Consider the following 23962-nt stretch of genomic DNA (forward strand, 5'->3'; position numbering starts at 1 on the left):
GCTTTTGACGGCGCGGCTTTTTTTTACAGCTCAGGACAGCGACTGCGACAGCTGCACGCGGTTTGTCTGTTCGACGGGCCTATCGTGGCAGCTGTCGCGATCGCTGTCGGGGTTCAACCGAACAGCTGCCGCGCCGCCTGATCCCAGAGACGAGGCGACGACGCGCCCAGCAGGCCGCGGCGCACATCGCCCACGACATAGGGCGTGCCATCCAGCCGCTGGCAGCATCCACCCGCTTCGTTGACGAACAGGGTGCCGGCGGCGTGATCCCAGGGCAGGGTGCGGGCGAAGACGGAGACGTCATTCTGACCGAGCACCAGACGGGGATATTGTTCGGCGGCACAGCGGGGAATGTCGACGAGGACAAAGGCGCCATCGGCGCGGCGCTGGATGTCCGCGCGCTCCTCGTCCGTCATGAAATAGACCGCGAGTGCCGCGATCGGCAGGTCGCCGCCACTCTCCTTGGCGCGAACGGTTTGCCCGTCAATATGGCTGCCACCACCGCGCAGCGCGTGGCACAGCCGGCCGGTCAGGGGGTCGAGAATCCATCCCGCCAGCGTCGTGCCCGCATCGGCCAGCGCAACCATGATCCCGAAGGGCGGGTTGCCGGCGGCGAAATTGCCGGTGCCGTCGATCGGGTCGATGATCCAGTTCAGGCCATCGCCCGCGCGCTCCAGTATGGCGGGATCGGCGGCGCAGGCTTCCTCGCCGATGATGCCAGCCTCCGGCAGGATTGCGCTCAATCCCTCGGACAGGCGCAACTCGCTTTCCTTGTCGGCGATGGTGACGAAATCATTCGCCGCCTTTTCGGCGATCTCATCGGCCGTCAGATTGCGAAAGCGCGGCATGACGATCTCGCGCGCGACCTGGCGCATCAGCGCCGCGACGGGTTCGTGCAGGTCAAACGGCATCAGCTGCGATAGTCCGCGTTGATCGAGATATAGCCATGCGTCAGGTCGCAGGTCCAGATAGTCGCCCGGCCTTCGCCCAGCCCCAGATCGACGCCGATTTCGATCTCCTGCCCCTTGAGGTGGGCGGCGACCGGAGCTTCGTCATAGCCCTCCACCGCCAGACCATGGGTGGCGACCTGGGTTGCGCCGAACCGGATGGATAGTCGGTCGCGATCGGCTGGCTCGCCTGCCTTGCCGATGGCTGCGACCACGCGGCCCCAATTGGCATCCTCGCCGGCGATGGCCGTTTTCACCAGCGGCGAATTGGCGATCGACAGGCCGATGCGATGCGCACTGTCGTCGCTGGTCGCGCCTTCCACCCGGATTTCGATGAATTTGGTCGCGCCTTCACCATCGCGCACCACCAGATGCGCCAATTGGCGGCAGAGGTCGGCCAGCGCCGCGGCGAAGGCATCCGCGCCCGGATCATCCATCAACCGGAGCCGCGCGTTGTTCGCCTTTCCGGTGGCAAAGGCCAGCACCGTGTCGCTGGTAGAGGTATCGCTGTCCACGGTGATGCAGGAAAAGCTGCGCTTGTTCGCCGCCGCGAGCATCTGTTGCAGCAGCCCCGGGTCGACAGCGGCATCGGTGAAGATGTAGCCCAGCATGGTTGCCATATCCGGCGCGATCATGCCCGAGCCCTTGATGATGCCGACCAGATCCACTCGCGTTTCACCGATCAGCGCGCTGGCCTTCGCGCCCTTGGGGTAGGTGTCGGTTGTGCCGATCGTGATCGCGGCCTGTTCCCAATCGCACGGGGCGGCGGCAAAGGCGGCGTCAAGCCCGGCCTCCGCCTTTTCGACCGGCAGCGGCACGCCGATGACGCCGGTCGAGGAAATGAATATGTCCGACGGCAGACACGCCAGATGGTTGGCGACCTTGGCGGCGATCGCCTCCACGGCTGCGCGGCCGCGGCTGCCGGTGAAGGCATTGGCGTTGCCGGCGTTCACAACCAGCGCGCGGGCGGCGCCCAGGGGAATGGCGTCGCGGCACCATTCGACTTCGGGGGATGGGCATTTGCTCTGGGTCGTGACACCGGCGACCGCCGTTCCCGCGTCCAATTCGATATAGGTCAAATCAGCCCGCTCCCATGCCTTGTAGCCGGCGCGCGCGGTGCGCAGCGTGACCCCGGCAATGGCGGGAAGGGACGGGAAGGCGGCGGGGGCGAGGGGCGATCTGTCCATGGCGCCGCCATAGAATGCGTGCTGGCCGAAAGCCAGCCCGCGCCGTCGCTAAATGGCGATGCGACTGCGGACTTGCATCAACGGCGGCGTCATGCTTGTCAGATTTGATAGATGTTAGGGTCGCACTGGGTATGACGCATGTCGGCGGGGGTCGGTTCGCCTTTTATGCCAAGCGCTTTTCGCCTCGCAAGGCGAGTATCAGGCTGCGCGTGCTGGAACCACTGGCGGCGTTGAGCGAGGCAGGGCTGGGCGTTGTGCGCTACCCGCGGATTCGTCGAGCGATCGGCTATGATGTGGTGGTCATTTCCAAAGCCTTTGGCCGGGGTGCGATGCGGGTCGCCAAAGCGGCCGCCGCCGCACGATCCAGCCTGATCTTTGATATTTGCGACAACCGGTTTGCCAATAATCGCTGCAAAGGCTCTGCGCGCCACAGCGCTCGCACCAATGACCTGCTCTGTCGCGCGGACATAGTGACGGTTCCGACGGAGCGGATGGGGCAGTTGTTAGTCCAATCGGCGCCGGAAATCCGCGATCGTGTGCGGGTTGTTCCCGACATGCTCGATGATCTGTCGGACCGGGCGACGCGGTTGCCGTTGATCGACCGGTGGCGCTTGGGTCAATTGGACACGTTCCTCGCCCGGCATCCGGATGCGCTGCACTGTGTCTGGTTTGGCAACACGATGCCCGGCATCGCCGGCCTGTGCCAGCTGCGCGACCGGATTGTCGAGCTTGAGCGCTTCGCGGCGCGCCATCCGGTTACGCTGACCATCATCAGCAACAAGCCCGGGCTGTACCGCAAGGCGTCAGCCGAGTGGGGCATTCCACATCATTATATCCCCTGGACGCTCGCCAGTTTTCCGAATGCCCTGCGCCGGCATCGCGTCGCCATCATCCCGGTGCCACAAAATGAATATACGGTGGGCAAGTCCATCAATCGCCCTGCCACGGCCATCATGGCTGGGCTTGGCGTTATCGCGGACTCGATAGACTCCTATGAGGAATTGCATCCTTACATCGTGCTGGATGACTGGCAGGCGGGCCTTGAGCGCTACGCGTTCGGCTGGGAGAGGGAACAGGACCGATTGGCGGCAGGCAGAGCGCATCTCCATGCGCATTATGGGCGCGCGCGGATCGCCGAACGCTGGGCCGAAGTGCTGCGCGAGGCGGATGCCCGCAGAAACGTGAAGGGCTGACAGCCTTTTAGCATTCCGCTGCCCCAGCTTGAATTGACGCGCGCCCGGCCGATGCCTATTTGCCGCTCAATTGTTTGCGGCGTGGCTTGTTGCGCCCTTTTTGTCTTTTCGCTCAGGGAGAGCTCATGTTCGGCGCACTCGCCAAATCCATTTTCGGATCGTCCAACGAACGCTATGTCAAGTCGCTGGGCAAGATCGTCGATCGGATCGCTTCCTTTGAACCTTCGATCCAGGCGCTGAGTGACGAGGAACTGGCAGCGCAAACGGTTCGGTTCCGCGAACGGCTGTCGGCGGGAGAGACGCTGGACGATCTGCTGCCGGAAGCCTTCGCGACGGTGCGCGAAGCGTCCAAGCGCGTTCTGGGCATGCGGCATTTCGACGTGCAGATGGTGGGCGGCATCGTCCTGCATCGCGGCGAAATCGCTGAAATGCGTACGGGAGAGGGCAAGACCCTGGTGGCGACGCTCGCCACCTATCTCAACGCGCTCGAAGGCAAGGGCGTCCATGTTGTCACGGTGAACGACTATCTCGCCAGCCGCGACTGCGACTGGATGGGGCAGGTCTACCGCTTCCTCGGGCTGACCACGGGCGTCATCGTGCCCAATCTGTCGGAGGACCAGCGGCGCGCCGCCTATAATGCCGACATCACCTACGCGACAAATAATGAACTCGGCTTCGATTATCTGCGCGACAATATGAAGTTCGACCGCGGGTCGATGGTCCAGCGCCCGTTCAACTACGCAATCGTCGACGAGGTGGATTCGATCCTGATCGACGAAGCCCGCACCCCGCTGATCATCTCCGGGCCGACGGACGACAAGTCCGAACTCTATGTCGCGGTCGACGCGATCGTGAAGCAGGTGACGGAAGCCGATTACGAAAAGGATGAAAAGCAGCGCAGCGTCACGCTGACCGAGGATGGCACGGAGAAGATCGAGCGGCTGCTGGAACAGGCGGGCCTGTTGCAGGGCGCAAATCTCTACGATTTTGAAAATACCGCGGTCGTCCATCATGTGAACCAGGCGCTGCGCGCGAACGTCATGTTCCGCCGCGACATCGACTATATCGTCAAGGACGGCAAGGTCGTCATCATCGACGAGTTTACCGGCCGCATGATGGACGGACGCCGCTGGTCCGATGGCCTGCACCAAGCGGTGGAGGCCAAGGAAGGCGTCAATATCGAGCCGGAAAACCAGACGCTCGCGTCCATCACCTTCCAGAATTATTTCCGCATGTATCCCAAACTTTCGGGCATGACCGGCACCGCCGCGACCGAAGCGACGGAATTTTACGAAATCTACAAGATGAACGTGGTGACGATCCCGACCAATCGGCCGATCCAGCGCGTTGACGAGGAAGATACATTCTACAAGAATCTGGAAGATAAATTTCGTGGGATCGCCAAGACCATCAAGGTCCATGCCGAAAAGGGGCAGCCTGTTCTGGTCGGCACGGTGTCGATCGAAAAATCGGAAATGCTTTCGGAATTCCTCAACCAGGAGGGCGTCAAGCATGCGGTGCTGAACGCCCGTTTTCACGAAAGCGAAGCGCATATCGTGGCGCAGGCGGGCCGCAAGGGCGCGGTCACAATCGCGACCAACATGGCCGGTCGTGGCACCGACATCAAACTGGGCGGCAATCTGGAGATGCGTGTCGAGGACGAACTGCGCGACATGCCCGAAGGCCCGGGCCGCGATGCAGCCATTGCCCGGATCGAAGCGGAGATTGAGGTCGAGAAGCAGGAAGTGCTGGCGGCCGGCGGGCTGTTCGTGCTGGCGACCGAGCGGCACGAAAGCCGCCGCATCGACAACCAGCTGCGGGGACGCTCAGGCCGTCAGGGAGACCCCGGCCTGTCGCGCTTTTACCTCAGCCTCGACGATGACTTGATGCGCATCTTTGGTCCGGACACCATGTTCGCCAAGATGATCCGCTCCAATCTGGAGGATGGGGAGGCCCTGCCGCCCTCGAAATGGCTCAGCAAGGCGATCGAGACGGCGCAGAAAAAGGTCGAGGCGCGCAATTACGACATTCGCAAGCAGGTCGTCGAATATGACGATGTGATGAACGACCAGCGCAAGGTTATCTATGAGCAGCGCAGCGACATCATGGATGCCGACACGGTGGACGATGTCGTGACAGACATGCGGCACGAGACGGTCAATGATCTGGTCGGCGCATCCTGCCCGCCGGGCACCTATCCCGAACAGTGGGATATGGACGGATTGAAGGCGCGCACGGCCGAGATATTGGGGCTGGAGCCGGACTTCGACGCATGGCTTGCCGAGGACGCTGTCGACCCCGAGATGATCGAGGAGCGGCTGGTGGCGATGGCCGACGCCGCCATTGCCGAGAAGGTCAAGGAGATTGACGCCGCCGATTGGCACATGATCGAGAAGTCGATCCTGCTCCAGAGCCTCGACCATCACTGGAAAGAGCATCTTTCGACGCTCGACGCGCTGCGCCAGGTCGTGCACCTGCGCGCCTATGCGCAGAAGACGCCGATCAATGAATATAAGCAGGAAGCCTTTGCCCTGTTCGAGCGGATGCTCGAAAATATCCGCGAGGATGTGACCGGGTCGATTGCGCGCGTGCAGTTCCGGATGGAGCAGCCAGCGATGGAAGACTATGCGCTTCCCGTGCTGCCCGACTTTATCACGACGCATATCGACCCGTTTTCGGGTGAGGATAACAGCGCCGACATCGACGCCGGGCAACTGGGCAGCATCACCACGACCATTCCGCGCGCGCCTGCCCCGACTGTCGAAGGGGGAGACTTCTCCAATCTGGATATCAGCCGCAACGCGCCTTGCCCCTGTGGGTCAGGGCAGAAATACAAGCATTGTCACGGGGCGTTAGCCTGACCCTGCCATAACGGCGCGGTCATCCGCGCCGTTAACCATGGATAGTAAGCAGCTGGCAAGAAACGACAGCGACTCTGTGCTCATTCCGGGGGGCGAACCGGGAGTGAAACATGGAACAGAGTGTTTGTCGGGCCCGAGCAGAACGCAGGCGTGAACAGCGGTTCGCCGCGCATGTGCCTGCGACGCTCAATTGGGAAGGCACGAGCCAGCCTGTCCGCATTTGCAATATTTCGATCTATGGCGCGTTGGTAAGTGGCGCCTGGCTGCCGGTAGTGGGCGAGCGGGTGACGCTGATCGCCGATCATCTGGAAGTGTGCGGCACGGTGATCTGGAATGGCCCGGATCGATGCGGTCTGTTGTTGAGCCATGCGATCGATCCGCGTGCGATCATAAGTCAGGCCGACAACCATGCGCCCGAGGCGAGCACCGTCCTTACTTTGCAGGAAGTGAGGCCCGGGCATTATATCTGAAAACACGATAATCGGCGGAATCTGGCGGACAGGGTGGGATTCGGTGTTGCCCCCATTGGTGACGTTAAACATTGGTTTTGCCTTCCTTGATTTTGATCGATGCCCCCGAGGATGATCCCGTCAGGAAGGCGGGCGGCGGGTGTTTTCGGCGACCCAGGCGAGTATTTCGGAGCGTAGCCAGCCCACGCTGCCAGGGCCGATTCGGTAGCGGTCAGGGAAAATGCCCTTCCCGATCCAGCGGTAGATCGTGGCCTTGTCCTTCGGCACGATCTCGCGGACCTGCTTGAGGGTCAGCAGCCGGTCGTCCGGCGCGATCTGCGTCGCGACGTTCATTCTTCCTCTCCTGTTAGATCGTTGGCCCTCGCCGCGCGGCGTGCCTGAATGACCCGCCATGCGCTGTCATGCGCGGGGCAAAGATGCTTGTCGGCCGCGACTTCGGTCGCGCAGTCGTGGCAGATCGGGGCGTCGCATGTGCCGCTCTTGCGATCCGGCACCTTCCAGTCACAGAGCAATGGGGCGGGGCGGCCACAGGCGCAGCGCGGGCGACGACGCGAGGAACAGACGATCGCGCGGCCTCCGCCCTCAAGATGGATCGTCTCACAAACCATGGATGTTGGCCGGTGCTGCTGGACGATGGCGGCAGCCGATGTCGCCGCGCACGCCGCATTTGAAGCAGGGCTCGCGGTCGATGGGCGCGGACACGGGGTCGTCGACCGGGACGGCCCGGTCGGTCGATCCAGCCGAGGGCTGTCTTTGGTAGGTACGCGCCGGCGTGATCGGTCGCCCCTCCACCAGATCGCTGACCCGTGTGATGGTGCGGGCTAGCGGGTAGTGGGCGCGGCCTAGTTCCTTCAGCCAGCTGACCCCGCCCTTGTTGCCGACGAGCGGGCGGAGGAACTCCTCGACCGGCAGCGATCGGCGCGCGGCGGCGGCGCGGATCCTGGCGACCAGGTCCGGGCCGGTGGTGACGCCGGCTATCCATGGTGTGCTCATGCCGGCACCCGGCGACGAAGATGCTGGAGCTGCTCCACCCATAGCGCGTCGTCGGCGGCGCCTGTGTCGGGCTTCACCTTGCGGAAGGCGACGGCGTGCCAAAAATGATCGGCGGGGCCTTCGTCGAAGCGCAGGAACTGCCGGTTGATGACGCTGTGGACCGCGCTGACGCGGAGCAGCTGCTCCTTTCGCGGGGCGACCGCCTTCATTCCACAGTCGGCGCGGCCGCAGCCGCACCAGCGGTCGTCGATGCAGACAGCGAGATCGCCGACTTTCCAATCGTCGCTCATGCCGCGATCTCCTCGTCGTCGGCCGCGGCCTCTTCGTAGGATGTGGTGATGATGTGCGCGGCGGCGTCGGGTGTGCGCATCTCCGGGAACTTGGCCTTGTGGCTCATGATATCCCGGTACCAATCGGTCTGTTCCTGACCGCCCAGCACGGCGACCAGCAGCGCCTCGCTGATCGGGCGGCCCGCCTTGTCGGCTGCGCCGACCGTTCCGGCGATGCCGCCGAAGATGGTGCCGGCATAGCGCATGACCTGACCGTCGAAGCCCCGGGCCATGACGCGGAGCGCCTTCAGCGTCGACTTGTCGCCCCAGCTGCGCCGCGCTTCCCGGATGCCGCCGATATTGCTGATCGCTCCGGGCGCCTGGTCGACATTGTTGGTGCTGGTCGCCAGCGACAGGCCGGCATTGGCGATCAGGCTCATGACCGCGCAGGCTTCGGGATCGCGGCCGGCGAGCGCGGCCTTGAAGATGTCCAGGGCCTTGAGCGGCGTGCGCTGGCGGTTCAGCTGAGCGAAGATCGCCGCTTCCTCCTGCGCGGAGGCATAGGTGGCGACGACGAAGGGCAGCTGCCCAATGTCGCCGCGCAGCTTCGCCGCCTGCAGGCGGTGCTGCCCATCGACGACGAACAGGCCCTGGTCGCCGCGACGGGAGACGACCAGCACCTGGTAGAGATCCCAATTCCAGTCTTTGGCGATCCGGGCGATCAGGTTGCGGCTCTGGCCATTTTCGATCGAGCGCTGGTAGCTGGCATCGACCTGCAGCTGACCGGGGGTCAGATATTGCAGGACGGGCAGGCTGCCCTTGGCGGCGGCGTAGCGGATTTTCTGTGTCATGCCGCCTGCTCCTCATAGGCCCGGGCCAAGGTGCCGGGGGCTTCACGTGAGAAGCGGAGCATGGGGTGGACCCATGTCTTGACCCGGCGCAGCGCGCGGACAACGGGGGCGGACAGTTCGGAGGCCTTGAGCTTTTCGATGGCGAGATATTCGCCATGGGTGACATGGGGGTGGACCAGTTCCAGCCGCTTGGCGCGGGGCAGCAGGTCGAGCAGTTCCTCGGTCGGTTCCACCAGTTCGTGCTGATCGCCATCGGTGAAGCCGGCCAGGGTGGCGAGGCGATCATGCAGCGCGACCTGATAACCGGGTGCGTTGGCCGAGCGTTCGAGCGCGCAGCCGACGACGATCGCCGCCACCATGGCACGGAAGTCCTGACCCTCGGCGCGGTAGGCGTCGAAGGCTTCGATCAGATCCGGCCCCGCCATACTGGGATGCGCCTTGATCCGCTCGACCGCATATTTCCATGTCGAGTGCGCCTGGGTCGCGTCGACAAAGGCCGCCGCGCCGGCGACCAGTTCATGGCGCACGGACAGGCCGGCCATGCCGCGCTCATGCGCCTGTCGCCCCGGCTGCATGATGCCGGCGGCGGTCAGGCGATCGCGCGCCAGCGACCAGACAAGATAGTCGAGCGCCAGCGGCGTATCGCCCGCCGGCACGCCTTCGGCCTGTTCGACCAGCATCGCGCGGAGCATTTCCCGGCGCAGCGTTCGCATGATCTGCACGCCATCGGCCGTCAGGCCATGTTCGTCGCGGATCGCTTCGTCAGCGATGCGGCGCTTGTCCCAGCCGCCGCCATTTTCGATCGCTTCGCCCGACCCGGCCAGCGGCGCGGGCGCGACCTTAGTGACAGCGATCGCACTGGCGATCGGGCCGGCCGACACCGGCCTGGCGTCCGGGGCGTCAGGCAGTTTGCGGGCGGCGGCTTCGGCCTTCTGCTTCGCCTTGCGGTCCGCCCACCAGAAGCGCAATTCGGCATCGCCATCGTCGGTGACGATCAGCGTCGCATAAGCGCTGCTTGTCGGCAGGGCGATATGCAGACGGTCCTGCAGCTGATCGGCCATTGCTTCGAGCGGTTCATATTGCTCGTCGATCGCGGCGATGATGTGGGCGACGGTCGCCTCATCGAGATCCGCGTCATCGAGGGCGGCGATCGCCTGATCCTCCATCCGCCCCATCCAATAGCCAAGCCAGGCCTGCAGCTGCGCGTCGGCCGCGTCGCCGGGGACGGCTTCGGCGAGGATCTCCAGCGCATGATCGACGCCCTGGTCATAGCTGCCCAGCATCAGGCGCGGGGCGACGCTTTCGAATTTCAGGACGGCGGGGCCGCCGGCGTTGGCGACCTGCCCACGCACGCGGGCGCGGATCGCCTCCAGCTTTGCGTCGGCCATCTGGAGCAGCAGCCCTTCGTCGGCGACGCGGCCGCGCTGGTCGGCCTGGTCGGCGAAGAGATCGAGCTCATAGCGGCCGCCGGCGGCGGCATAGGCATCGGCGCCGACGAAGCGCAGCATCTTTTCCAGTTCGCGATCGCCGACCTTCATCAGCTTGCGGATTTCGGCCGCGCCGCGCCGCCAATCGCCGATCGCGTGGCGGCTGATCTGTTCGAAGACGTGCAGTTGCAGGGCGACATCCTCGGTCGCGCCCAGGGCCTTGGCCTGATCCTGGCTGATCTCGCCGGCCTCCAGCGCCGCGAAAATCGTCGGGTGCAGATTGCCGAGCCGCGCCCAACCGCGCACAACGTCGACGGTCTGGCCGTTGGTCTCGGCGATTTCCTGCAACGATCGACCGGCGGCGTGGGCATTGGCGACGGCAGCATATACTTCGTAGGAGCGCAGGTCGCGGCGCGGAAGATTTTCGGCGAGGCTGAGCTCGCGCAATTCGCCTTCGTCGCTGATGTCGGTGATGACGACGTCGATCGGGTGGTCGGCGGGCAGGCTGCCGGCGTCGATCAGCTTGCGGAAGGCGCGCAGGCGGCGGCCGCCGGCGATCGCACCCCATGTGCGCTTCTTGCCGCGCCCGTTCTTCATCGGGTGGACGGTCAGCGGGTGAAGCTGCCCGCGCTTCAGCAGGGATTGGGCAAGGCCGTCGACGGCGTTGGCGTCGGCCTGGTTGGTGCGAACATTGAAGGGCGAGACGCATAGCGCGTCGATGGTCATCGTGGTAACGGACATGGGTGTTCTCCTGGATATGCACTCCTCTGTGCGGTTTTCTGGCGTGCGGTTGGTTTCGGGATTGGATGGTGCGGACCGGGAGGGCGTAGGCCCGGTCCGCACCCGCAGCGCCTGCCGGGGCGAGCCTGGGGAAGTGGCAGACGCAGCGTCGGGGGAGGCGACCAGCAGCAGCTGGCGACCGTCATTGGGAAATTGCGCATCGAGCGCGCGGCATTCGGCGCAGGCGCAGAGGGCGGCGGTTGCGGTCACTTACGCGTCTCGCGAAGCGCCATGTTATCCTTGTACAGCAGCGAGCAGGTGTTCCGCAGGGATACGTTAGATCGGCATATCCGCCGCACGTCATTCGCGCGTTTGTGCTCGCCCTGCTGATCCAGCCAGTCCGCAACGGCGGCAGCGTCCGCAATGGATGTCACTGACTGTTTGCTCACGGGATCGCCTCCCTCTCCCCAGGCGCGTCGATCGTCATGGTGGCGTCGCAGCAGCGCGGCCACCCGTGGCGCAGGGCGCCGACCGGATCGACGCGGGTGGAGCGGCCGCAGGACCGGCACCAGACACGCCCGCGTTGCAGCCGGGCGTGGCTGGCGGCGATGCGATCGTGCAGGCCGACGCACATCATGCCGTGACGGGCGCGTACAGGATCGCGCGGAGGCGATCCTTTGTCATGGTGCGGTCGAGCCGGTAGGCGCGGCCGTGGATCTGGGACACGCTGTCGCCGGCGGCGAACATGGCGCGCAGTTCGTCGGCGGTGTAGGGCGCGGCGCGGCGGGCGCGGGTGGCGGAGCGGGTGGCCATCGCTACATGCCCTCCATCTGCCGCTCAATCAGTTGAAGGTCGCGGATCAACGCCTTCACACCGGCGTGGCTCAGCGTGACTGCGATCGACTCGTCCGTTGGCTCCGCAGGATTACCGCCAGCCAATAGCAACAGAACATTCGAGATTTCCGGTATCGGCGCCCATGCCAAACCTGTGCCCCTCGAGACCGGCAGTTCGACCGTTATGCCGGGATAAAAAAGGTGTGGTGCAAAGACCGTTCCCTTATCCGTCAAAAGCGCCGGCTGCGACATGGGCGGGAAATCCTGATCGTCGCGGTTGACGATCGGCCCCAGCAGTGCCTCAAAGGCCGAGAGTGGATGATCGATCATCATTCCATCCCCAGCGCGGCGAGATAGGTCTGGAGGATGGCCTCCATTTCCTGCCGATCATGGGGCTGCATCTTCCGCAGGCGGATGATCTGCCGCATGATCTTGCCGTCGTACCCGGTCGCCTTTGCTTCGAGATAGACATCCTTGATGTCGTCACCGACGCCCTTCTTTTCCTCCTCCAGCCGCTCGATGCGCTCGATATATTGGCGCAGCTGATCGGCGGCGATGTTGCCTTCGCTCATATCAGGCGCCCCATTTCATAGCCGAGGAAGGCCGCGACTGCGGTGCTCATGTCGAAGCGCATATTTTGCGGTGCACTCGCGACCACGGCCACGGCACCTTCGAGATGCATCTGAAGCAAGGACCAGATCATTTGATCGGGCGGGATATTGTCGTCCTGGGCCACTTCGCGAAGTTCCGGCTCCAGACCGACCACTGTCGCTTCCTTGAGGCGCTGAACGACCTGTTCGGACAATGCTGGCCCGATCATCCCTGCCACCACCAGAACAGGGCGGATACGATCAAACCGGCGATGGTGCCGGCCATCCAGAGGCGGTTGAATTCGCGCAGATCGGCGGCGATGTCCGCGTCCGTATCGTCAATAAAGGTCAGGCGGGGGGCGGGCTGATGCCAGAAGGCGGTGTCGGGATCATCCAGCGCATAGTCGCGGCGGCCATGCTTGCTGGGGCGGAAGGGCGCGTTCATGGGATCAGTTCTCCTTTGCGAAGGACCGGGACGGGGCAGGGACGCAGGCGGTGCAGCTGTCGGGCCCCGACCAGCTGCAGGTGGCATGGCCGTCGAAGCAGGCATCCTGCTCGGAGCAGCCGCAGGTCATGCAGAGGCGCGGGGCGGGGTCGATCGCGTCCTCGCCATAGCTGCGGATGGTGATGAGCTGCCCCAGGACGGTGCGGGAAAAGCGGAAGGCATCCGCCAGGGTGGCGATGACGTCGGGGCTCAGCGCGGCGATGTCGCGCTCGATACGGTCGATCCACGCGACCTTGTCGACGCCGCCCCAGCGCGGGTTGGTGTGGACCATGGCCGCCAGGTCGATGATCGTCAGGCCAGCGGCGACGCGGCGCTTTTTCAGATAGGTGCCGGGGGTCATCATCGGGCGGCGCTCCCATAAGCGGGCAACAGAAAGGCCATCCCGGAAGCGCGGTGCGCCGGGTGGCTGGGCTTTCTTCATCGGGTTTTGATCGGCGGCGTCCCGCCGGGCGATCAGGGCGGGGCCTGGGCGCGTGGGGCGTCGACCTGTTCGAGGACGAGCAGGGCGCGTTTCATCGACTCGATCGCCTCGATCAGTTCGCGCTGCGCCTCCCGCCGGTCACCTGCGGTGGCGTCGGGCAGGGCGGCGTCGATCAGGGCGGCTTCGGCCTGTCCGGTTTCGCGGACGACGACGGACGCGAGCTGGAGGATGTCGAAGGCGTTGACGAAGGATGTGCGCTGGGCCGCGCCGACCATATAGCCATAGGCCTCATAGCAGGGCAGGCCAGCGCCGCCGGCCGCCTGAAAGGCGATGTCGAGCGCGATCGCGGCGGGCAGGTTGATCTGCTCGTCCCGGTCCTCGTCGCCCCAGGCGCGCACGGTGCGTTCGGCATAGCCGGTGAGCCGCGCCATGTCGGCCCAGCTGCCCGGCAATTGCCCGGCGATGCGCGCGAGCGCTGCGTCGAGCGAGATGGGCGCGCGCTCCTTCGTCATTGTCCGGCACCCCGCATCGGTGCGACCCGAAGGCCTTTTAGCCAACAGCGGGGCTTTGCCGTCGCGCGTGGTGCATCGGCCAGGATGCGGGCTGCAGACGGACGGGGATGGCCGGTGCACCCCAAAAGGACAGGAAGGAAGGCCGCCGCCGGATAACGGTTGTTCAGGGCGGATCCGGCGGCGGCAGTGTGCCCGGCGGCGTGTCGGGAGCCGGGGGTCAGGACGCGCAGCCCAAAGCCGCGCGAGGATTGGGAGAGACGGGGGCGTGCTAGCGCCATAGCGGAAAGGGATGCGATCATGGCCGCACCCCTTCGAGACGATCGTCGTCGCCTTGTGGCGATGGGATCGCTTCGCGCGGGTAGAGGTCGGGGCGAAGATCGTGGCGGGAAATGCCGGTGGCTTCTTCCACCTTCAGAACGTGTTCGGCGGGGAGGGGTTTTTCGGCGTCACCCTTATTGAGCCAGTGCCAGACAGCATGCTGCGATACCTTCAGAAGGCGGGCCAAAGCCGACTGCGAGCCGGCGGTCTCAACGGCCTGTTGCAGCGCTTGAATCGGGGACAGCGTCAAACTCATGCGTGTAGCTAAAGGAAAACGTTTAACGGAGTCAACATCTAAACGTTTCGTGCAGCCTAAACGAAAAGGTTTAGTTTAGCCGCGTGATCGAACCGACGCGCCTTTCGCATCTTCTGGCTGATCGTGAGCTCTCTCAGTCTGAGCTGGCACGCCGGGTAGGCGTCAGCCAAGCCACTATCTACAGGCTCGTTTCAGGGCTCGGCTATGGCTCCAAGCACATCCACAAGATTGCGCGCGAGTTGCAAACGACTCCGGCTTATCTCTCAGGGGAAACGGACGATCCGCAGGGGGACGCACCAGCGCTGCCAATGCTCGATGCGGACGAACGCGATCTAATCGACAGTTTTAAAAATCTGACCTCGGCCGATCGCCGGGCTTTGCTGCAGATCGCCAGGACAATGGCGGGAGGTCCAGTGCCGTCTCAGACGGTGCACGCCCCCGCGCGGGGATATCGAGGGGAAAAGACTAAGTAGCTGGATGGCGGCTTAGCGCGCCAATATGTCTGCGGTTAAGGGGGAAATAATGCGGGGAATCGTCGCGACAGTTTTGCTAGCGTTAAGCGTGGTGCCGACGGCATCCGCACAGATGGTCGAGAGCAGCATCGTCGCCAGCAACGGGTTAGCAGTGAAAGTGTCCACGGACGAGTTTGCTGGCCGAAAGGAATATTCGTCGGGGGAGTTCGACATCCAAGGCAGCGGCCGACAGCGTGGTCAGTTCATGGTGGCGAAGATTATACGACCCGGCCAAACGGCGCGATTGTCCATCCAAGGCTTCGTGACCTACTCTGGCGACTGGCATCGATATGACAGCGCGATCTTCAAGGGCGGCGAGGCCGTGGAGTTCACAAATATCGACCGAGACGTAATTAGCTGTCGCTATGGATGCTCCTATTCAGAGAGCTTTATCGCTTTTCCTACTCCGCAGCAGATCAAGAAATATGCGGAAGGCACGATCGTACCAATCCAGGTGAGGGGTGAGAATTCCGCCAACACGCTGCTGCTACAAATCCCGCTCAGCATCATCGCCGCTGTCGAAGAAGTCGCGAAGTGAAGCGCAACGTTGAATTTGGAGGGGGGCATTCATGAAGCTGGAAGACATCGAGATCATTGTCGGAAAACCGACCTTCGAATTCACGCCGATCCGCGCTCTGGAGGTCAAGTGCGAGGCATCCAACGCCTTGATGCCGGCACCGACAATCGAAGAAGCGAACGGACGCCTGCGGGCTCTGGCTGCCAAGGTTGGTGCTAATGCAGTCGTCGACGTCACATATGACAGCGGGATCAGCTTCACGTCTTGGAAGAGCCTGAAGGCGAGAGGGATGGCGGTGACGCGCGTGTCCGACGAGGTGACCTGCGACGTGTGCGCGGAGACGATCAAGCGCGCGGCGACCAAATGCCGCTATTGCGGCGCCGACAGGCAGACAGCCATGTTGCCGCCGACACCGGAAGTTCCTGACGAAACCCCGCCGTCTCCTGCGACAATGTCATCCGTCCATATGGAGCCGCTGAAGGATAACAATAACCCCGCGATCATCATCGGATTGATAGTCTTCGCCTTCGTGCTTCTATCACTATTCCTTTCGGCCGCGTCGGGTTGAGCCTCATTGTTCTACACAGCCTAGCTTTTTCAACGCTTTCCCCTTATGTTCTCCCACGCGCAGGGAGGCAGTTCGCGATGAAGGTCGAGGCGATCCGGCTGACGCCGACGATGGTCAGCCGCAAGTTGCAGCTGCTGGACTTCATCCGCGCCTTCTATTCCGCTCATGGGGTCGGGCCCACCATCACGGAAATGGCCAATGCGCTCGATTGCGCGCGATCGCGGATCCAGGACGCGGTGCGCAAGCTGGAGCGCGATCAGCTGATCAACCGGCAGCCGGGAAAGACGCGCGGGATCACGCCGATCAGCGCCCATGACGAGGCGGTGCGCCAGCTGCAGGCGATCGGCTACATCGTCAATCCCGGACGCCGGGAGCTGACGGCGCCGGCGCCGCCGTTGCTGGACTTGGACGATCGCGGCCGGTTGACCATCAATTAGGTCGACCATCGGGCAAGCGGTACAGAAGCGGTCCTGCCGCGCGCGCGCGGGCGCGGGCATATTGCGGTGATGATGATGCAGACCGTCCCCGCCATCGCCGATCCCGCCACCACGGCGCGCCGCCGCACCGACCAGGAACAGCGCCGGTTGCGCAAGCAGCGCGCCGCGATGCTGAAGCGCTGGTCGCACAAGCGCGAAGGCACACCGGAAACGCACGAGGCGCACAGCCGCCGGCGCGCGGGTGCGATCGCGCGGCTGCATGCGTCAGGGCTGCTGGATGACGATGAGGTGGCCTGGTCGCAGGAGATCGCTGCGGCGGCCGAGCGGATCATGGCGGATGCGCAAGTGCGCACGGCATCGCTGGAAACACGGGTCGACACGTCGCGGCACGGCGACGCGTTCTTCGAGGCGCTGGGCGCGGTGCGGCTGGAAATGGCCTATGGCCGGTGGCGGGCGCAGTTGGCACCGAAGGTTGCGGCGCTGGCGCTGGACGTCATCCTGCACGATGTCGGCCTGTCGCGCGCGGCGGCGGCGCACGGCGTGCATGTGCGGCGGGCGCGCCGGCTGCTGGTCGAAGCGCTGCATATGTGGGCGCGTGTCCATCGCGATGTGCGCAAGGAAGTCAGTGCGGCGGACCTGGTCGCGGCCCATGCGGGATTGCTGTAGAAGGATGCCATGACCGAATTAAAAGGCCGCAGCCGCTCCAACATCGTTCGATCGCGCGATGCCGCCTATGCCGATGCCGCAGAGCGCGTCCGGTTCCAGGCCAGCTTTGCCGAAAAGCTGCTCAATGCTTTGATGATCGCCAATGGTGGCGCGATCATTGGACTATTCACATTTCTGGGCAATCTCATCGGCAAGCAAGGCTCACCGATCCATGTGTCGGTGGTGCCGATCTGGGCCGCCTTCGTTTGTTTCGTTCTGGGCCTCGCGTTCACGCTCGCTGCGCACATCATGGCCTTTCTGTCGCAGCAGATGTTCTACTTTCAGGCTATGGAAGAGGCCGAGCGTTTCGACCGCGCCATCGTCATGGACGAACCGCAGATGGATCGCTCGGCCGAGATCGCGCATAACAGCAGCGGTAAACGTCATTATGCTCGAGGCATGGCGATGGCAGGTGTCGGCATTATCCTCTTCGTGGCCGGGTGCGCATCGGCTCTGCTAGGGCTGCTGCCCACGTAAAGTGCGGAGCGGTACAAAAACGGGCCTGCCAAAATGGCCATGAAAGTGCCAGAAACGACCCCGCGCTAAGTGCGTCCGAAGCCCGCCGATCCCCCCATCGGCGGGCTTTTTCGCGTCGATGGAGGTTCGATCATGGCTCAGACGCCTACCCGGCCTTCGATACCCGACAGTTTGGAAAATGCCAGCCATGCGCTGGACGAGCTGATCCGGGATGCCCGCCTGAACCCCCGCCGTCGCCATGATCTGCATCATGCCGACCTTGAAGAGCGGGCCCGGGCGATCGCGGCCTCCATCGTCGCCCCCTTTCGCGGGGACGCGTCGGCCGCGCCGATCGCGTTCGAAACGGACGGCAAGGCATCGCGCGGCTGGTGGGGTTGAGCCTGGAGAGCATCATGAGCAGTTTGACCCGCCGGATGGAAATTCGCGGCCTGAAGGCGCGCGGCTATGCGCGCACGCCCTATCGCATCGTCAAGGATCTATTGGGGCGCGAACGCCCGGTGCGCGTGGCGCGCGGCGGACTGATCCTGGGACCCGAGCCGGAATGTGCGCCGATCGGCTATCGCTGGCCGCGCGTGATGGATCTGCGCCGGGCCGCCGCGTCGTGACTCAGGTCGATATCGCCGCGCTTGAAAAGGTGGCGGAAGGCGAGGGCGAAGTCCGCGTGACGAAGCGGTGGCTGCGCACTGTCGTGGCGCAGCTGAAGGCGGCCGAAGCGGCTGATCGCGCTCGCGACATCTTTGGCCGCATGTACGGGAGCGGATCGCGGTGACCGTGCTTAATGGCGATGGCACAACGAGCGCCGGGCCCGGCGACGGCGTTGTGTCGCCAATGGCTGGCCAGCGCGAGATCGACGGCAAGCTCTATTGGACGAACGCCGATGGCGGGTTGATCCCCGACGACGTCGTCAAGCCGATCGACAAGCTGCAGGACGAACTGGTCCGCAAGATCATCGGCCATGCGCTGCCCCTGTCGGCGCAGATCGCGCGCTTTCGCCAGCACAGCTTTGATGATGTCGATGCGCTGGTCGCCCTGCTGGAGCAGGAATATCAGGCGCAGCGCGGCGGGGCGAAGGGCAACCTCGTCTTCACATCCTATGACGGCTGCTTTCAAATCAAGGTCGCGGTGGCGGACAATATCCTGTTCGGGCCGGAACTGCAGGTAGCGAAGGGCCTGGTCGACGAATGCCTGCGCGAATGGTCGGCCGACAGCCGCACCGAGATCCGCGCGATCATAACCCGCGCCTTCGACGTGGACAGCCAGGGCCGGTTGAACCGCAGCGCGCTCTTTTCGCTGTTGCGCTATGACATTGGTGACGGGCGGTGGCAGAGCGCGATGAAGGCCATACGCGACAGCATCCGCGTGGTTGGCTCCAAGCGCTATATCCGCATGTATCAGCGGGCCAATGCCCAGGCTGCATGGGAAGCCATCACCATCGACGTGGCGGCGGCATGAGCCCCGAGCTAGTCGCTGGTGAGCGGCTTATCCGTCAGCTGGAACGGTCGGCCGAGATTGCCGGGTGCGCCATCGATGTAGTGTGCTGGCGCAGCAGGGATGTGAGCGCGAGCATCTTCACCTGCGCCGAGCATCGCCTGACCGTGGCCGTCGCTGGTGCGCCTGGGCGGGCCTGGCTCGATACGCTGGACGAGAATTCGATGATCGTGCCCGGCCATGCGCTGGTGGCGCTGGGCGTTGGCGCAGTGGATGACAGCGGCAAGCGGCTGCTGGCCGAGATCGAGGCGCAGACGGCGCGCGAGGCCTGACGGTGCCGACGCAGGCACCGCGCTTTCGTCCTCCCGGTTGGCGGGCGCCTGAGCCTTGGGCGACGAGCACGGGCCGGTCGGCGCAGCAGCGAGGCTATGGTGCCGACCATCGGGCGATGCGCAAGCTGGTGATGGCCGAGGAGCCAATCTGCCGTCAGTGCTTGGCGGAAGGCGTCGTTCCCCCCCGAGCTACCGCCGTGGCAGACCACATCGTCAACCAAGCGGAAGGCGGCAAGACGGTCCGATCAAACTATCAAGGCCTCTGCTGGCCGCACAGCAAGGCCAAGACGGCGAAGGAGTCCGGCAGGGCCCGCCGCCGCAGCGGATGACGCCGGATGACCTCGGGTCCGCCGTCGGCTCCCAATCGGGGAGGGGGAGGGGTGATTTCCGGGGCGATCCCGGGGCCCACACCGCTCGTCAAACATTTTTGCGCGCGGTCGAATTCAAAGGGTAAAAAAGGGGGCGGGATGGCCAGTGGTGGATCCCGTCCAGGTGCGGGCCGGAAGCGCAAAGCGCCGGAATTGAAGGTCGTGCAAGGCACGTTTCGCGACGATCGCGACGGGAAAGTCAATGACGACGTCCCGCTCGGCCCAATGATCGCGCCGCTGCACCTGTCGGAAATCGCGCGCGGTCATTTTGAGACGATCGCCAATATCCTGGCCGAGCAGAAGCGGTCCAGCCCGCATTACGCCGAGCATGTCGGACTGCTCGCGGTCAGGCTGGAGCAAATCGCCATGTACCAGGCCGTGCTCGACATCGAAGGCTGCACCTATCGCAGCGAAAAGAAGGGCGAAGGTGGGCTGATCCAGGTCATGATCAAGGCGCATCCGGCTGTCGCGATGCTGTCCGAGGCGCTGCGGCACGCACAGTCGCTCCTCGGAGATCTGATGCTTAACCCATCTGCCGCCCTGAAGATCGCCAGCGGGCACAAGCAGGAAGCCGGCGACTTCGACGACTTCTGATGTGTCGGAGGCTCGAGATTATGCGGGGATCGCCCGCAAATATGCGAGCGACGTCTGCAGCGGCAAGCAGCCCGCCGGCCTGCAAATTCGGCTTCAATGCCGTCGGTTCCTGGATGAACTGAAGCTAAGCCGGAATCGTGCTGCGAAGTTTCCCTTCGTCTTTGACGAGGACGCCGCAGCGCGGCCATGTCGCTTCATCGAGAAGCTGCCGCATTCGAAGGGCAAATGGGCGCGCACGAAAGAGCGCCTAGTCCTGCAGCCGTGGCAGGTCTGGATCATCTGCACCACTTTCGGGTGGCTGCATAAGGCCGGGGCGCAAAAGGGGCTGCGCCGGTTCCGCCGGCTGTTTCTCGTCGTTCCTCGCAAGAACGGTAAGTCGGCGATCGCCGCCGGCATCGGCCTGTATATGCTGTGCGCCGACAATGAGTTCGGCGCCGAGGTCTATTCCGGCGCGACAAACGAAAAGCAGGCGTGGGAAGTATTCAAACCTGCCAGATTGATGGTCGACCGAACGCCGGCGCTCAAGCGGCGCTTCGGGATCGAGCTCACCGCCAAGGCGATCAGCCGGATCCAGGACGGATCGAAGTTCGAGACGATCATCGGAGATCCCGGCGATGGCCAATCGCCCAGCTGCTCGATCCATGACGAATATCACGAGCATGCCGATGACGGTCAGGTCGACACCATGGTCACCGGCATGGGCGCGCGCGACCAACCGCTGCAACTGCTGATCACCACCGCCGGCGACAACCTCGCCGGCCCCTGTTACGCCCTGATCCAGGAGGAACGGAAGAAACTGGCCGGGATCGGCCACGATGGCGGTCCACCGCTCGATGACGAGACGCTCTTCGTCGAGTATTCAATCGACGAGGCGGACGACTGGAAGTCGGAGACCGCGCTCCGCAAGGCCAATCCGAACGCTGATGTTTCGGTGTCGATGGACTTCCTGCGCGCGAGACAACGCGATGCCGTCGCCACGCCCCGGAAGGCCGGCGTCTTCAAGACGAAGCACCTCAATCTCTGGGTGTCGGCGAAGGCCGCCTATTTCGATGTGGAAGCCTGGCGCAAATGCAAGGATCCGGAAGTGCCCGAACGGGCGCGGGATGCGCTGAAGCTTGAATGGCTGCGCGGCCGGAAGGCGATCGTCGGTCTCGACATGGCGTCGAAGGTCGATATCGCTGCGGTCGAGGTACTCGTGCTGCCGATCGGCGAGAAGGCCACCCGAGACGATCCCTATATCCGCTTCGGGTTCTATTTCCTGCCGGCGGACACCGTTGCCGACGTGCCGCACTATCAGGGATGGGACAGCCAGAACCTTCTGGACGTCACGATCGGCAATATCGTCGATTATGACGAGATCGAGGATCTGCTGAAGGAGTTGCAGCAGGTCCTGGAGATCGTGGCGGTCCCTTACGACCCGTTTCAGGCTACACAGCTTTCCACGCGCTTGGCGAAGGAGGGATTTCCCGTGGTCGAATACCGGCCAACGGTGCTGAACTTCAGCGAGCCGATGAAGCAGCTGGACGCGGCGATGCGGGCCCGCCTCATCATCCATGGCGGCGACCCGGTGATGGAGTGGGAAATCTCCAACGTGGTCGGCACGCCGGACAAGAAAGACAATGTCTACCCGAACAAGCCGGACGGGCAGGCGCATCTGAAGATCGACAATCCGGTCGCGCTGATGAGCGCGATCGGCGTCCACATGGGCCAGGAGGAAGACGAAGTGCCTGCATCGCCCTGGGATGATCCGGAATTCAGCATTAGCGGGGCGGACGAAGCCTGATGTCGCCCGATGATTATGTCCGGCAGAACCTTGCGCGCCGCGAAATGCGCTCGCTCGAGGATCCTACCTATCGCCTGAGCGAAAATCCCGAAGCGTTGCTGGCGATGCTGGGGGTGCTGGACAGTCGCGGAGCCTTGCCCCCGGTTTCGATCGACGCGGCGCTCGGCGTCCCGGGTGTTATGTGCGCAGTGGGGTTCCTATCGCGCGCACTGGCCAGCCTTCCCCTTCACGCCTTCCGCGGTGGCGAAGGCGGAGAGAAGCAGGACGGCCAGCTCGCCATGCTGCTCAACGAGGCGCCCAACGAAGAGACGTCCAGCTTCGAATGGCGCCGCCACAAGTGGCAGCAGGTTTTCACCGGCGGCCGAGGCATGAGTTACATTGAACGCGTCGGGACCAAACCCGTCGCGATCTGGCCCATGGACCCCAAGGAAGCTTCGATCCGGCGACGCGACGGCCGCAAATACTTCGTCTACGAAGGACGCGAATATCGCGCGGCTGATGTCATCGACGTCTGCTTTATGCCGAAGTCCGACCTGGTGGGCCATTACAGCCCGATCTTCCTCGGTCGCAAGGCGATCGCGCTGGCTATCGCCATGAATGATTTCGCCGGCAGCTTTTTCGCGAGCGGCGGCGTGCCTCCGCTCTCTCTGGAAGGGCCTCTGCCGCAAGGCGCGGAGGCGTTCAAGCGGGCGCAGGCGGACATCAAGCGCGCAATCGACATGGCGAAGAAGGCCGGCGCGCCCTTCTTTGGGATGCCGCCTGGACACGCGCTGAAGCCGATCGGCATCGAGCCCGCAAAGGGCCAGATGACCGAAGCGCGCCTCTTTCAGATCCAGGAGGTGGCCCGAATCTGGGGCCTGCCTCCAGTGTTCGTCCAGGATTTGTCGAAGGGCACCTTTTCCAACACCGAGCAGCAGGATCTGCAGCTGGTGAAACATACGCTTGGCCAATGGGCCAAGGCCTTCGAGGACGAGCTCAACCTAAAGCTGTTCGGCCAGCGCCGGCGCAGCCGCAAGGTCAAGCATAACCTTGATGGCATGCAGCGCGGGGCGTTCAAGGACAGAATCGAGGGTATCGCCCGCGCTATCATGACCGGCCAGATGACACCGGATGAGGGGCGCGCGCTCGAGGATCGGCCGCCCGATCCATCCGGCGCCGGCGCCAAGCTCTATATTCAGGGGGCCACGGTGCCACTCGGCACTGCGCCCTTGGGACACAATGGCGGTCCTCCGCTCAACGACAATGAGGAGAGCGGCGACGATGCCGACACCGACAAAACCCAAGACTGACGATCGCGAGGTCCGTGCGCTGACCGAAGGGCTGGAGCTCCGTTCGCTCGAAGGCGCGACAGACACCCGGACCGCCGCCGGCTATGCCGTGCTGTACGACCAGGAGGCGAATGTCTTCGATCTCTGGATCGAGACGATCGCGCCCGGAGCATTCGACAAGTCCCTGCAGCAGCGGGACGTCCTGGCTATCCATAGTCATGACACAGGACGGGTTCTGGGTCGGAAAAATGCCGGAACTCTGTCGCTGCGGTCTGACGCCAAGGGGCTCGCCTTCGAAAACCCGCTGCCCGACACATCGGACGGGCGCGATCTGGCCGTGCAGATCGAGCGCGGCGACATCCCCGGAATGTCTTTCGGATTTCGCGCGACGAAACAGGAGTGGGACGATTCCGTAGATCCCCCCCGCCGCACGATCCTGGAAGGCGAGCTTTACGAGATCACCTACACCCCGGTGCCGGTATGGAGCCAGACCGAGGTCGGGCTGCGATCCCTTGAAGGCGCTCGCCAGGAACGCCGCAGCCACAACAAGGCCGGTGCGATCGGAAGAATTGCCAGCAAACGCATGCGATTGGCGCAGGCCGAACGCAAGATCTGAGTTC

At 64.0% G+C, this 23962-nt stretch carries 35 protein-coding genes; 18 read left to right on the forward strand and 17 right to left on the reverse strand.

All coding sequences use genetic code 11. The features are described 5' to 3' along the window. Nucleotides 1-113: 113 nt before the first annotated feature. A complete protein-coding gene (locus tag RLDS_RS39025) occupies nucleotides 114-911 on the reverse strand; it encodes an inositol monophosphatase family protein (protein WP_021225852.1) in 798 nt (265 codons plus the stop codon). After that, nucleotides 911-2134 carry a bifunctional glutamate N-acetyltransferase/amino-acid acetyltransferase ArgJ gene (argJ, locus tag RLDS_RS39030; RefSeq protein ID WP_021225853.1) on the reverse strand — a complete coding sequence of 408 codons (1224 nt, stop codon included), beginning with the start codon at nucleotides 2132-2134 and terminating at the stop codon, nucleotides 911-913. The genes RLDS_RS39025 and argJ overlap by 1 nt, the downstream gene beginning before the upstream one ends. 131 nt (nucleotides 2135-2265) lie before the next feature. Between argJ and RLDS_RS39035 the strand changes: the two genes are divergently transcribed. From RLDS_RS39035 to RLDS_RS39045, 3 genes are all read left to right on the forward strand, one after another. Next, entirely contained in the window at nucleotides 2266-3327 is a 1062-nt protein-coding gene (locus RLDS_RS39035; protein WP_021225854.1) for a hypothetical protein, read from the forward strand. A gap of 125 nt (nucleotides 3328-3452) precedes the next feature. After that, entirely contained in the window at nucleotides 3453-6188 is a 2736-nt protein-coding gene (gene secA, locus RLDS_RS39040; protein ID WP_021225855.1) for a preprotein translocase subunit SecA, read from the forward strand. A 110-nt stretch (nucleotides 6189-6298) separates the two neighbouring features. Further along, nucleotides 6299-6658, forward strand: coding sequence for a PilZ domain-containing protein (locus tag RLDS_RS39045; RefSeq protein ID WP_031298005.1), 360 nt, complete (start codon nucleotides 6299-6301; stop codon nucleotides 6656-6658). 120 nt (nucleotides 6659-6778) lie between these two features. Here RLDS_RS39045 and RLDS_RS39050 read toward each other — a convergent pair whose 3' ends face one another. The 15 genes from RLDS_RS39050 to RLDS_RS39125 all read right to left on the reverse strand — a co-directional run bounded on the left by RLDS_RS39050 (nucleotide 6779) and on the right by RLDS_RS39125 (nucleotide 14353). After that, nucleotides 6779-6991 (reverse strand): helix-turn-helix transcriptional regulator, encoded by a 213-nt coding sequence (locus RLDS_RS39050; protein WP_021225857.1) that lies wholly within the window; start codon nucleotides 6989-6991, stop codon nucleotides 6779-6781. A gap of 264 nt (nucleotides 6992-7255) precedes the next feature. Continuing rightward, entirely contained in the window at nucleotides 7256-7651 is a 396-nt protein-coding gene (locus RLDS_RS39060; RefSeq protein ID WP_021225858.1) for a hypothetical protein, read from the reverse strand. Continuing rightward, nucleotides 7648-7941 carry a hypothetical protein gene (locus tag RLDS_RS39065; protein WP_021225859.1) on the reverse strand — a complete coding sequence of 98 codons (294 nt, stop codon included), beginning with the start codon at nucleotides 7939-7941 and terminating at the stop codon, nucleotides 7648-7650. The genes RLDS_RS39060 and RLDS_RS39065 overlap by 4 nt, the downstream gene beginning before the upstream one ends. Continuing rightward, on the reverse strand, nucleotides 7938-8771 hold the full coding sequence (locus RLDS_RS54505) for a DUF6551 family protein (protein WP_021225860.1): 834 nt from the start codon (nucleotides 8769-8771) through the stop codon (nucleotides 7938-7940). The genes RLDS_RS39065 and RLDS_RS54505 overlap by 4 nt, the downstream gene beginning before the upstream one ends. Then, nucleotides 8768-10939 (reverse strand): ParB/RepB/Spo0J family partition protein, encoded by a 2172-nt coding sequence (locus tag RLDS_RS39075; protein ID WP_021225861.1) that lies wholly within the window; start codon nucleotides 10937-10939, stop codon nucleotides 8768-8770. Before RLDS_RS39075 ends, RLDS_RS54505 begins: the two co-directional genes overlap by 4 nt. Nucleotides 10940-11184: 245 nt before the next feature. Further along, on the reverse strand, nucleotides 11185-11367 hold the full coding sequence (locus RLDS_RS39080) for a hypothetical protein (RefSeq protein ID WP_021225862.1): 183 nt from the start codon (nucleotides 11365-11367) through the stop codon (nucleotides 11185-11187). Beyond that, complete coding sequence (locus RLDS_RS39085; RefSeq protein WP_236616844.1) at nucleotides 11364-11555, reverse strand: hypothetical protein; 192 nt, start codon at nucleotides 11553-11555, stop codon at nucleotides 11364-11366. Before RLDS_RS39085 ends, RLDS_RS39080 begins: the two co-directional genes overlap by 4 nt. Next, nucleotides 11552-11731 (reverse strand): hypothetical protein, encoded by a 180-nt coding sequence (locus tag RLDS_RS39090; RefSeq protein WP_021225864.1) that lies wholly within the window; start codon nucleotides 11729-11731, stop codon nucleotides 11552-11554. The genes RLDS_RS39085 and RLDS_RS39090 overlap by 4 nt, the downstream gene beginning before the upstream one ends. Nucleotides 11732-11733: 2 nt before the next feature. Continuing rightward, entirely contained in the window at nucleotides 11734-12084 is a 351-nt protein-coding gene (locus tag RLDS_RS39095; RefSeq protein ID WP_052034109.1) for a hypothetical protein, read from the reverse strand. Continuing rightward, nucleotides 12081-12323, reverse strand: a complete 243-nt coding sequence (locus RLDS_RS39100) for a DUF2312 domain-containing protein (protein ID WP_021225866.1) — start codon at nucleotides 12321-12323, stop codon at nucleotides 12081-12083. Before RLDS_RS39100 ends, RLDS_RS39095 begins: the two co-directional genes overlap by 4 nt. Next, nucleotides 12320-12571 carry a hypothetical protein gene (locus tag RLDS_RS39105; protein WP_021225867.1) on the reverse strand — a complete coding sequence of 84 codons (252 nt, stop codon included), beginning with the start codon at nucleotides 12569-12571 and terminating at the stop codon, nucleotides 12320-12322. Before RLDS_RS39105 ends, RLDS_RS39100 begins: the two co-directional genes overlap by 4 nt. Continuing rightward, nucleotides 12568-12786: a hypothetical protein gene (locus tag RLDS_RS39110; RefSeq protein WP_021225868.1), complete on the reverse strand. Its 219-nt coding sequence runs from the start codon at nucleotides 12784-12786 to the stop codon at nucleotides 12568-12570. Before RLDS_RS39110 ends, RLDS_RS39105 begins: the two co-directional genes overlap by 4 nt. 4 nt (nucleotides 12787-12790) lie before the next feature. Beyond that, complete coding sequence (locus RLDS_RS39115) at nucleotides 12791-13189, reverse strand: helix-turn-helix domain-containing protein (RefSeq protein WP_021225869.1); 399 nt, start codon at nucleotides 13187-13189, stop codon at nucleotides 12791-12793. Between the two features lie 110 nt (nucleotides 13190-13299). Beyond that, nucleotides 13300-13779 (reverse strand): hypothetical protein, encoded by a 480-nt coding sequence (locus RLDS_RS39120; protein WP_021225870.1) that lies wholly within the window; start codon nucleotides 13777-13779, stop codon nucleotides 13300-13302. A 295-nt stretch (nucleotides 13780-14074) separates the two neighbouring features. Further along, a complete protein-coding gene (locus tag RLDS_RS39125) occupies nucleotides 14075-14353 on the reverse strand; it encodes a transcriptional regulator (RefSeq protein ID WP_031298009.1) in 279 nt (92 codons plus the stop codon). An 83-nt stretch (nucleotides 14354-14436) separates the two neighbouring features. Here RLDS_RS39125 and RLDS_RS39130 point away from each other — a divergent pair, with 83 nt between their 5' ends. The 15 genes from RLDS_RS39130 (at nucleotide 14437) to RLDS_RS39200 (ending at nucleotide 23958) form a co-directional block, all read left to right on the forward strand. After that, on the forward strand, nucleotides 14437-14826 hold the full coding sequence (locus tag RLDS_RS39130) for a helix-turn-helix domain-containing protein (protein WP_021225872.1): 390 nt from the start codon (nucleotides 14437-14439) through the stop codon (nucleotides 14824-14826). A 49-nt stretch (nucleotides 14827-14875) separates the two neighbouring features. Continuing rightward, the gene (locus RLDS_RS39135) at nucleotides 14876-15403 is read left to right on the forward strand and encodes a hypothetical protein (protein WP_152528036.1); all 528 of its coding nucleotides are present in this window, start codon (nucleotides 14876-14878) and stop codon (nucleotides 15401-15403) included. Nucleotides 15404-15434: 31 nt separating this feature from the next. After that, on the forward strand, nucleotides 15435-15950 hold the full coding sequence (locus tag RLDS_RS39140) for a YbjQ family protein (RefSeq protein WP_021225874.1): 516 nt from the start codon (nucleotides 15435-15437) through the stop codon (nucleotides 15948-15950). A gap of 77 nt (nucleotides 15951-16027) precedes the next feature. Beyond that, nucleotides 16028-16387: a LexA family protein gene (locus RLDS_RS39145; protein WP_021225875.1), complete on the forward strand. Its 360-nt coding sequence runs from the start codon at nucleotides 16028-16030 to the stop codon at nucleotides 16385-16387. Between the two features lie 69 nt (nucleotides 16388-16456). After that, nucleotides 16457-17053 carry a hypothetical protein gene (locus RLDS_RS39150; RefSeq protein WP_021225876.1) on the forward strand — a complete coding sequence of 199 codons (597 nt, stop codon included), beginning with the start codon at nucleotides 16457-16459 and terminating at the stop codon, nucleotides 17051-17053. Nucleotides 17054-17062: 9 nt separating this feature from the next. After that, on the forward strand, nucleotides 17063-17569 hold the full coding sequence (locus tag RLDS_RS39155) for a hypothetical protein (protein WP_021225877.1): 507 nt from the start codon (nucleotides 17063-17065) through the stop codon (nucleotides 17567-17569). Nucleotides 17570-17701: 132 nt separating this feature from the next. Beyond that, the gene (locus RLDS_RS39160; protein ID WP_152528037.1) at nucleotides 17702-17947 is read left to right on the forward strand and encodes a hypothetical protein; all 246 of its coding nucleotides are present in this window, start codon (nucleotides 17702-17704) and stop codon (nucleotides 17945-17947) included. Nucleotides 17948-17961: 14 nt separating this feature from the next. Next, nucleotides 17962-18174 (forward strand): hypothetical protein, encoded by a 213-nt coding sequence (locus RLDS_RS39165; protein WP_021225879.1) that lies wholly within the window; start codon nucleotides 17962-17964, stop codon nucleotides 18172-18174. Continuing rightward, nucleotides 18171-18338: a hypothetical protein gene (locus RLDS_RS56265; RefSeq protein WP_021225880.1), complete on the forward strand. Its 168-nt coding sequence runs from the start codon at nucleotides 18171-18173 to the stop codon at nucleotides 18336-18338. The genes RLDS_RS39165 and RLDS_RS56265 overlap by 4 nt, the downstream gene beginning before the upstream one ends. Next, complete coding sequence (locus RLDS_RS39170; RefSeq protein WP_021225881.1) at nucleotides 18335-19021, forward strand: DUF3164 family protein; 687 nt, start codon at nucleotides 18335-18337, stop codon at nucleotides 19019-19021. Before RLDS_RS56265 ends, RLDS_RS39170 begins: the two co-directional genes overlap by 4 nt. Further along, a complete protein-coding gene (locus RLDS_RS39175; RefSeq protein ID WP_021225882.1) occupies nucleotides 19018-19329 on the forward strand; it encodes a hypothetical protein in 312 nt (103 codons plus the stop codon). The genes RLDS_RS39170 and RLDS_RS39175 overlap by 4 nt, the downstream gene beginning before the upstream one ends. A 380-nt stretch (nucleotides 19330-19709) precedes the next feature. Further along, the gene (locus RLDS_RS39185; protein WP_236616845.1) at nucleotides 19710-20291 is read left to right on the forward strand and encodes a P27 family phage terminase small subunit; all 582 of its coding nucleotides are present in this window, start codon (nucleotides 19710-19712) and stop codon (nucleotides 20289-20291) included. Nucleotide 20292: 1 nt separating this feature from the next. Then, a complete protein-coding gene (locus RLDS_RS39190; RefSeq protein WP_021225886.1) occupies nucleotides 20293-22074 on the forward strand; it encodes a terminase large subunit in 1782 nt (593 codons plus the stop codon). Further along, a complete protein-coding gene (locus tag RLDS_RS39195) occupies nucleotides 22074-23363 on the forward strand; it encodes a phage portal protein (protein WP_021225887.1) in 1290 nt (429 codons plus the stop codon). Before RLDS_RS39190 ends, RLDS_RS39195 begins: the two co-directional genes overlap by 1 nt. Further along, entirely contained in the window at nucleotides 23335-23958 is a 624-nt protein-coding gene (locus tag RLDS_RS39200; protein ID WP_021225888.1) for an HK97 family phage prohead protease, read from the forward strand. The genes RLDS_RS39195 and RLDS_RS39200 overlap by 29 nt, the downstream gene beginning before the upstream one ends. Nucleotides 23959-23962 lie beyond the last annotated feature (4 nt).

This window comes from Sphingobium lactosutens DS20, from assembly GCF_000445105.1.
Lineage (GTDB): Bacteria > Pseudomonadota > Alphaproteobacteria > Sphingomonadales > Sphingomonadaceae > Sphingobium > Sphingobium lactosutens.

What these genes read in the sequence shown, in the direction of transcription:
- RLDS_RS39125 (WP_031298009.1), bottom strand. Translation starts at nt 14,353, where the DNA reads ATGAGTTTGACGCTGTCCCCGATTCAAGCGCTGCAACAGGCCGTTGAG.
- RLDS_RS39195 (WP_021225887.1), top strand. Translation starts at nt 22,074, where the DNA reads ATGTCGCCCGATGATTATGTCCGGCAGAACCTTGCGCGCCGCGAAATG.
- RLDS_RS39035 (WP_021225854.1), top strand. Translation starts at nt 2,266, where the DNA reads ATGACGCATGTCGGCGGGGGTCGGTTCGCCTTTTATGCCAAGCGCTTT.
- RLDS_RS39160 (WP_152528037.1), top strand. Translation starts at nt 17,702, where the DNA reads ATGGCTCAGACGCCTACCCGGCCTTCGATACCCGACAGTTTGGAAAAT.
- RLDS_RS39135 (WP_152528036.1), top strand. Translation starts at nt 14,876, where the DNA reads ATGCGGGGAATCGTCGCGACAGTTTTGCTAGCGTTAAGCGTGGTGCCG.
- RLDS_RS39105 (WP_021225867.1), bottom strand. Translation starts at nt 12,571, where the DNA reads ATGATCGGGCCAGCATTGTCCGAACAGGTCGTTCAGCGCCTCAAGGAA.
- RLDS_RS39025 (WP_021225852.1), bottom strand. Translation starts at nt 911, where the DNA reads ATGCCGTTTGACCTGCACGAACCCGTCGCGGCGCTGATGCGCCAGGTC.
- secA (WP_021225855.1), top strand. Translation starts at nt 3,453, where the DNA reads ATGTTCGGCGCACTCGCCAAATCCATTTTCGGATCGTCCAACGAACGC.
- RLDS_RS39155 (WP_021225877.1), top strand. Translation starts at nt 17,063, where the DNA reads ATGACCGAATTAAAAGGCCGCAGCCGCTCCAACATCGTTCGATCGCGC.
- RLDS_RS39175 (WP_021225882.1), top strand. Translation starts at nt 19,018, where the DNA reads ATGAGCCCCGAGCTAGTCGCTGGTGAGCGGCTTATCCGTCAGCTGGAA.
- RLDS_RS39085 (WP_236616844.1), bottom strand. Translation starts at nt 11,555, where the DNA reads ATGATGTGCGTCGGCCTGCACGATCGCATCGCCGCCAGCCACGCCCGG.
- RLDS_RS39065 (WP_021225859.1), bottom strand. Translation starts at nt 7,941, where the DNA reads ATGAGCGACGATTGGAAAGTCGGCGATCTCGCTGTCTGCATCGACGAC.
- RLDS_RS39145 (WP_021225875.1), top strand. Translation starts at nt 16,028, where the DNA reads ATGAAGGTCGAGGCGATCCGGCTGACGCCGACGATGGTCAGCCGCAAG.
- RLDS_RS39140 (WP_021225874.1), top strand. Translation starts at nt 15,435, where the DNA reads ATGAAGCTGGAAGACATCGAGATCATTGTCGGAAAACCGACCTTCGAA.
- RLDS_RS39045 (WP_031298005.1), top strand. Translation starts at nt 6,299, where the DNA reads ATGGAACAGAGTGTTTGTCGGGCCCGAGCAGAACGCAGGCGTGAACAG.
- RLDS_RS39200 (WP_021225888.1), top strand. Translation starts at nt 23,335, where the DNA reads ATGCCGACACCGACAAAACCCAAGACTGACGATCGCGAGGTCCGTGCG.
- RLDS_RS39115 (WP_021225869.1), bottom strand. Translation starts at nt 13,189, where the DNA reads ATGATGACCCCCGGCACCTATCTGAAAAAGCGCCGCGTCGCCGCTGGC.
- RLDS_RS39165 (WP_021225879.1), top strand. Translation starts at nt 17,962, where the DNA reads ATGAGCAGTTTGACCCGCCGGATGGAAATTCGCGGCCTGAAGGCGCGC.
- RLDS_RS39060 (WP_021225858.1), bottom strand. Translation starts at nt 7,651, where the DNA reads ATGAGCACACCATGGATAGCCGGCGTCACCACCGGCCCGGACCTGGTC.
- RLDS_RS39090 (WP_021225864.1), bottom strand. Translation starts at nt 11,731, where the DNA reads ATGGCCACCCGCTCCGCCACCCGCGCCCGCCGCGCCGCGCCCTACACC.
- RLDS_RS39075 (WP_021225861.1), bottom strand. Translation starts at nt 10,939, where the DNA reads ATGTCCGTTACCACGATGACCATCGACGCGCTATGCGTCTCGCCCTTC.
- RLDS_RS39120 (WP_021225870.1), bottom strand. Translation starts at nt 13,779, where the DNA reads ATGACGAAGGAGCGCGCGCCCATCTCGCTCGACGCAGCGCTCGCGCGC.
- RLDS_RS39050 (WP_021225857.1), bottom strand. Translation starts at nt 6,991, where the DNA reads ATGAACGTCGCGACGCAGATCGCGCCGGACGACCGGCTGCTGACCCTC.
- argJ (WP_021225853.1), bottom strand. Translation starts at nt 2,134, where the DNA reads ATGGACAGATCGCCCCTCGCCCCCGCCGCCTTCCCGTCCCTTCCCGCC.
- RLDS_RS54505 (WP_021225860.1), bottom strand. Translation starts at nt 8,771, where the DNA reads ATGACACAGAAAATCCGCTACGCCGCCGCCAAGGGCAGCCTGCCCGTC.
- RLDS_RS39110 (WP_021225868.1), bottom strand. Translation starts at nt 12,786, where the DNA reads ATGAACGCGCCCTTCCGCCCCAGCAAGCATGGCCGCCGCGACTATGCG.
- RLDS_RS39150 (WP_021225876.1), top strand. Translation starts at nt 16,457, where the DNA reads ATGATGATGCAGACCGTCCCCGCCATCGCCGATCCCGCCACCACGGCG.
- RLDS_RS39095 (WP_052034109.1), bottom strand. Translation starts at nt 12,084, where the DNA reads ATGATGATCGATCATCCACTCTCGGCCTTTGAGGCACTGCTGGGGCCG.
- RLDS_RS39100 (WP_021225866.1), bottom strand. Translation starts at nt 12,323, where the DNA reads ATGAGCGAAGGCAACATCGCCGCCGATCAGCTGCGCCAATATATCGAG.